3 protein-coding genes and 1 pseudogene are annotated in these 6,392 nt (G+C 68.5%); 1 reads left to right on the top strand and 3 read right to left on the bottom strand.

Features of this window, described 5'->3' with window-relative positions:
• The 3 genes from G3N98_RS37600 to G3N98_RS37590 form a co-directional block, all read right to left on the bottom strand.
• On the bottom strand, positions 1-2,926 hold a 2,926-nt coding region (locus G3N98_RS37600; protein ID WP_206150951.1), incomplete at its 3' end, for a hypothetical protein.
• Between the two features lie 484 nt (positions 2,927-3,410).
• Positions 3,411-4,655 carry an FAD-binding oxidoreductase gene (locus G3N98_RS37595; RefSeq protein WP_206150950.1) on the bottom strand — a complete coding sequence of 415 codons (1,245 nt, stop codon included), beginning with the start codon at positions 4,653-4,655 and terminating at the stop codon, positions 3,411-3,413.
• 73 nt (positions 4,656-4,728) lie between these two features.
• Positions 4,729-5,508, bottom strand: coding sequence for an ABC transporter substrate-binding protein (locus tag G3N98_RS37590; protein ID WP_089424638.1), 780 nt, complete (start codon positions 5,506-5,508; stop codon positions 4,729-4,731).
• A gap of 379 nt (positions 5,509-5,887) precedes the next feature.
• On the opposite strand from G3N98_RS37590, the pseudogene G3N98_RS37585 reads away from it, so the two are divergent.
• Positions 5,888-6,392 (top strand): annotated as a pseudogene (locus G3N98_RS37585) (ornithine cyclodeaminase family protein); the annotation flags it as partial.

Raw genomic sequence — 6,392 nt, 5'->3', positions numbered from 1 at the left:
CCGAGCTGGAAGTTCTCGGTCGGCTCGCCGTCCTTGCCCACGCCCATGTTGCCGGACCGCTCGCCAGTGCGCCCGTCACCGAACCGAGCGCACCGGTCAGTGCGCCGGCCGGGTTGCTGCCGCCCGTCAGGCCGCTCACGAGGTTCGTGATCGGTGCGATCGGGTTGCTGCCCGCCGCGCCCGACAGCGTGCCGACGACCTGGTTCACGACGCCTTGCACCGGCGCCAGCGGGTTCGAGCCGCCGAGGTTGCCGAGCGTGCCGACCACCTGGTTCACGACGCCCTGTACCGGCGCCAGCGGGCTCGAGCCGCCGAGGTTGCCGAGTGCACCCACGACGGAACCGACCGCGTTGCCCAGGGCATTCGTGGCCGTGCCGACCGCGTTGCTGTTGCCGAGCGTGCCGACGACCTGGTTCACGACGCCCTGCACCGGCGCCAGCGGGTTCGAGCCGCCGAGGTTGCCGAGTGCGCCCGTCACCGAGCCCAGTGCGCCGGTCAGCGCGCCGGCTGCGTTGCCGCCCGTCGGCAGCGCGTTCTGCAGGCCGTTGACGAGGTTCGTGATCGGCGTGATCGGGCTACCGCCACCGGCGCCGGACAGCGTGCCGACGACCTGGTTCACGACGCCTTGCACCGGCGCCAGCGGGCTTCCCGCGCCGCCGAGCGTGCCGGCGAGCTGCGTGACGACGCCCTGCACCGGCGCCAGCGGGCTTCCCGCGCCGCCGACGTTGCCGAGCGTGCCCGTGATCGTGTTGACCGCGTTGCTCAGTGCGCCGGCCGGGTTGCCGCTGCCGAGCGTACCCGTGACCTGGTCGACGACGCTCTGGATCGGCGCCAGCGGGTTCGAGCCGCCGCCGATGCCGCCCAGTGCGCCAGTGACCGTGCCGAGTGCGCCGGTCAGTGCGCCGGCTGGGTTGCCGCTGCCGAGGGCGCCCGTGACCTGGTTCACGACGCCCTGTACCGGCGCCAGCGGGTTCGAGCCGCCGCCGATGCCGCCCAATGCACCCGTGACCGTGCCGAGCGCGCCGGTCAGTGCGCCGGCCGGGTTGCCGCTGCCGAGCGTGCCCGTGACCTGGTTCACGACGCCTTGTACCGGTGCCAGCGGGTTCGAGCCGCCGCCGATGCCGCCCAATGCGCCCGTGACCGTGCCGAGCGCGCCGGTCAGTGCGCCGGCCGGATTGCCGCTGCCGAGGGCACCCGTGACCTGGTTCACGACACCTTGAACCGGCGCCAGCGGGTTCGAGCCGCCGCCGATACCGCCCAATGCACCCGTGACCGTACCGAGAGCGCCGGTCAATGCACCTGCCGGGTTGCCGCTACCGAGCGCACCCGTTGCCGTACCGAGTGCGTTGCTCAGTGCCCCGGTCGCCGTGTTCAGCGCACCGGTCAATGCACCTGCCGGGTTGCCGCCACTGAGCGCACCCGTCACTTGATTCACGACGCCCTGAACCGGCGCCAGCGGATTCGTGCCACCACCGATGGAGCCCAGAGCACCCAGTGCCCCCGTCACGTTGCCGAGCGCACCGGTCAACGTGCCTGCCGGATTGCCGGCACCCAGTTCACCGGCCACCGTACCGAGTGCACCCGTCAACGCCCCGGCCGGGTTGCCGTTATTGAGCGCCGTCGTCACTTGATTGACGACACCTTGAACCGCCCCCAGCGGGTACGAACCGCCGCCGACATTACCCAGCGCGCCGGTCACCGTGCCGAGTGCGCCGGTCAGTGCGCCTGCCGGGTTACCGCTACCGAGCGCGCCCGTCACTTGATTGACGACGCCTTGAACCGGCGCCAGCGGGTTTGAACCACCGCCGATACCGCCCAGTGCGCCCGTCACCGTGCCGACGGCACCGGTCAGTGCGCCGGCCGGGTTGCCGCCACCGAGCGCCCCCGTTACCTGATTGACGACGCCTTGAACCGGCGCCAGCGGGTTCGAACCACCGCCGATACCGCCCAGTGCACCCGTCACCGTGCCAAGTGCGCCGGTCAACGCGCCTGCCGGGTTGCCGCCACCGAGCGCACCCGTCACTTGATTGACGACACCTTGTACCGGCGCCAGCGGATTCGAGCCGCCGCCGACACCGCCCAGTGCGCCCGTCACCGTGCCAAGGGCACCGGTCAACGCGCCAGCCGGGTTACCGCTACCGAGCGCCCCCGTTACCTGATTGACGACGCCTTGAACCGGCGCCAGCGGGTTCGAACCACCGCCGATACCGCCCAGTGCACCCGTCACCGTGCCGAGGGCACCGGTCAGCGCGCCGGCCGGGTTACCGCTACCGAGCGCACCCGTCACTTGATTGACGACACCTTGTACCGGCGCCAGCGGATTCGAGCCTCCGCCGATACCACCCAGTGCACCCGTCACCGTGCCAAGTGCGCCGGTCAACGCGCCTGCCGGGTTGCCGCCACCGAGCGCACCCGTCACTTGATTGACGACGCCTTGCACCGGCGCCAGCGGGTTCGCCCCACCGCCAACATTACTCAGTGCCCCCGTTACCGTGCCAACCGCGTTGCTCAGCGTCCCCGTCGCCGTATTCAGCGCACCGGTCAACGCACCTGCCGGGTTGCCGCCGCTCAGCGCACCCGTCACCTGATTCAGCACACCCTGGACCGGCGCGAGCGGCTGCACCGTGCCGCCGCCACCGCCGAGTGCGCCCGTCACCGCCCCCACGGCGCCCGACAGCACCTGGCCGGGATCGCCCAGCGACGTCTGGATCGCGCCTGCCCCGCCTGCCGCCACGGTGACCGAGCCCAGCGGCGACGTCCCCGTCGCGACCAATCCGACCGACACGCTGTTCGTCGGCGGGTTGACGATCACTTGCGGAATCGGCAGCGCATCAAGGGCCCCCGCCATCGCCGAACCCGAAGCCAGTACCCCGAACACCGTCGCGACCGACAGCGCCACACCCGTCAATTTCAAATTGTGTCCCATCTTTATTGTCCCCATCTCGGTTGGCACAACGTTGATAAAGCATGGGGACGGATTGCACGAAGCGTGCCAATTCGAAAAACGGGATTGATTCGTCTGCCTATTGACGGGCAATAACGCTTTTTTAATCGATTTCAGACGAAATTCACAGCCTTTACGCCGCAATCATCTGACGAAAAAGGCCGACTGAACGCGGATGTAACGTAACGTTTGCGAGCCCCGTGGTAACGTGTTCCGGTACATTCCGCGTAACACCGGAACATCCGCTGCAACGACGTGCCACACCGCCACGAGCAGCTTCCCATTACGCATTTCACCAATATGAAAATGCATTGATAAATCGCCGATTTGCTGATTTTCTTTATTTCGCGATTATCTTTCTTGCCGATTACGCAGATCATTTCCGATTGCGTGATTTCCGATAATTCGGATAGCAGATTGAAACATTGTGAAGGCCGGCGCGCGCGACGCAGCGCGCGCCGCCGGATCAGCCGAAGCGCGCGGGCCGGTACGGATGGGGATCGATATAGGTCGGCGCGCCCGTCATCATTTCGGCGAGCAGGCGGCCGCTTGCGGGGCCGAGCGTGAGCCCGTGATGGCAATGACCGAACGCGAACCACAGGTGGCGATGGCGCGGCGCGGGCCCGATCACCGGGCGCATGTCGGGCGTGCAAGGCCGCATTCCGAGCCACGGCTTGGGATCAAGCCGCTCGCCGATGCCGAACGCGTCGCGCGCCAGCGGCTCGGCGCGCGCGAGCTGCACGCCGGTCGGCGGTGCGCCGCGCAGCGCGATCTCGACACCGGTGGTGAGCCGCAGGCGGCCGCCTTCCATCGGCGCGACGACGAAACCTGCCTCGGTATCGCACACGGGCACGTTCAACGGCGCGCGCGTGGGCCGGTAATGCATGTGATAGCCGCGCTTCGCGCGCAGCGGAATCCGGTAGCCGAGCGGCTCGAAGACGTGATCGGACCACGGCCCGAGCGCTACCACGGCCGAGCGCGCCGAGATCGGCCCGTGCTCGGTACCGACCTGCCAGCCGTCATCCACCTGCACGAGCGTCCGGGCATCGCCGAGCGCGAACGTGCCGCCGTCGCGCTCGAACAGCCGCGCGTAGGCCTTGGTCAGCCCGCCCGGGCTCGACACGGTCTTCGGGTCCTGCCAGTGGAACGCGCCGCAGAACGCGTCGCCGATACCGGGCTCGCGCGCCCGCAACGCACCCGCGTCGAGCACGGTCATCCGCAGCCCGTGCGCGTCGGCCACGCGCTGCTGCGCGCGCGTTTCCGCATCGAACAGCGCGGGCGAACGGAACGCCTCGATCCACCCGCCGTCGTGCACGAGCGGCTGCGCATCGGTGCGCGCGAGCAGCGCGTCGTGCTCGACCACGCTCGCCGCGACGAGCGGCAACAGGTCGCGCGCGGCGGCCGCGAGCCGCTGCGGCGACGATTCGCGCCAGAAGCGCGCGAGCCAGCCCGCATACGCGGGCAGCGCGCGGTAGTCCCAGTAGAGATCGACCGAGCGGTTGCGCGCATAGCGCAGCAGCGTGCCGAGCCGGCGTGGAAACGCGTATGGCACGACCGACGAGCGCTCGATCAGCCCCGCATTGCCGTGGCTCGTTTCCTCGCCGGGCGCGCGCCGGTCGACGAGCGCGACGCGCAGCCCGCGATCCTGCAGATGCAGCGCCGACGACACGCCGACGATGCCGGCCCCCAGAACGATGACGTCGAAATCCATGGTTCCCCGTACTGCGTCGAGATTCGATGCGACACGCACCGGCGCGGCGGCCGGCGCACGGCGGTGATGACGATTACTTCGAGACGATGTCGCGCTTGAAGTACTTCTGCGACAGCGCGCTGAGCGTGCCGTCCTTCTTCAGCGCGTCGAGCGCGCCGACGATCTTCGCCTGCAGCGCCTTGTCGTTCTTGCGCATCCCGAAGCCCGTGCCTTCACCGAGCGTCGCCGGATCCTTCAGCGGCTCGCCGACGATCTGGTAGTCGCGGCCGGCCGGCTTGTCGAGGAAACCGTCCTGCGCGGTCTGCGCTTCCTGCACGGCCGCGTCGAGACGACCCGCGACGAGATCCGCATAGATCTGGTCCTGATCCTGGTACGACACGACGGCCACGCCCGCGTTGGCCCAGTGCGCCTTCAGGAAATCCTCCTGCGACGAGCCCTGCAGCACGCCGACGTGCTTGCCGCGCAGGCTCGCGACGTCGGGCCGCAGCGGCGAGCCGTGCTTGGCGATCATCACGATCGGCACCACGTAGATCGCCGGCGTGAAGTCGATGCTCTGCCGGCGCTTCGACGTGATGTTCATCGCCGAGTTGATCGCGTCGAACTTGCGTGCCTGCAGCGCCGGGATCAGGCCGTCGAACGCATTCTCGACCCACACGCATTTCATGTTCAGCTTCGCGCACACCGCGTTGCCGATGTCGACGTCGAAACCCTGCAGCTGGCCGGCCGGCGTCTTGCTCTCGAACGGCGGATAGGCGGCTTCGATCCCGAAGCGCAACGTGGTCTGTTCCGCATGGGCCGTGACGGCCGCGCAGGCAAGCGCCGCGGCGGCGCAAAGGGAGAGCTTCCAGTTCATGACGGTCCTTCCGTTCCGGATTGAGGCGATGAAGATCGGTGCACGACGCCCCGGGCCGGGCGCCGGGTCGGCATTCGAAGCAGGCGGCCGCCACACGGCGATGCGTCGAGACCTGCACGCGAAATATAGACTCAAAGTCTACTATAGACTATAGGGGATACGAGAATCGTGCCCTGATACGCGACGTCGAAAATTCTCCACCCATCCTTAACCCCTTTGATTTACCTGCGATTTTTCCTAACCACGCGACGGCACGACATCTCGAAAAGAAAAATTCTCCCGATTTAGTTTGTCTATATTAGACTTTTCGTCCATCATGAACACTGCCGGACACCGTCGATCGAGACTGTCCTGTCCGGCCCCGACCGGAGATGTCCCCATGACGCAAACCGCCCCGACCCTGCCGCTGACCGTCGACGAAGCCGCGGTGCGCGCGGCCCTGCCGTCGCTCGACGTGCTCGGCACGCTGCGCAGCATGTTCGCGTCGCTCGCCGCGGCGCGCGCGGTGCAGCCGCCGCAAACGCTGACGCTGTTTCCCGACCAGGCCGGCGACTTCATCACGTATCTCGGCGCGCTCGCCGACGCGCAGGTATTCGGCGCGAAGCTGTCGCCGTATGTCGTGACGGGCGGCAAGCCCGACGGGAAACCGATCGTCACCGCGTGGACCGCGCTGATGTCGATGCGCACGGGCCAGCCGCTGATGTGGTGCGACGCCGGCCTGCTGACCGTCGAACGCACGGCCGGCACGACCGCGCTCGCGGTCGACTGCCTCGCGCCGCGCGCCGCGCGCCATCTCGCGATCGTCGGCGCGGGCGCGGTCGGCCTCGCGCACCTGCGGCACACGGCGGGCTTGCGCGACTGGGAGACGATCCGCGTGTACTCGA

The organism is Burkholderia sp. Tr-20390 (genome assembly GCF_017104595.1).
GTDB lineage: Bacteria > Pseudomonadota > Gammaproteobacteria > Burkholderiales > Burkholderiaceae > Burkholderia.
This window is presented reverse-complemented; position numbering and strand designations above follow the sequence as displayed.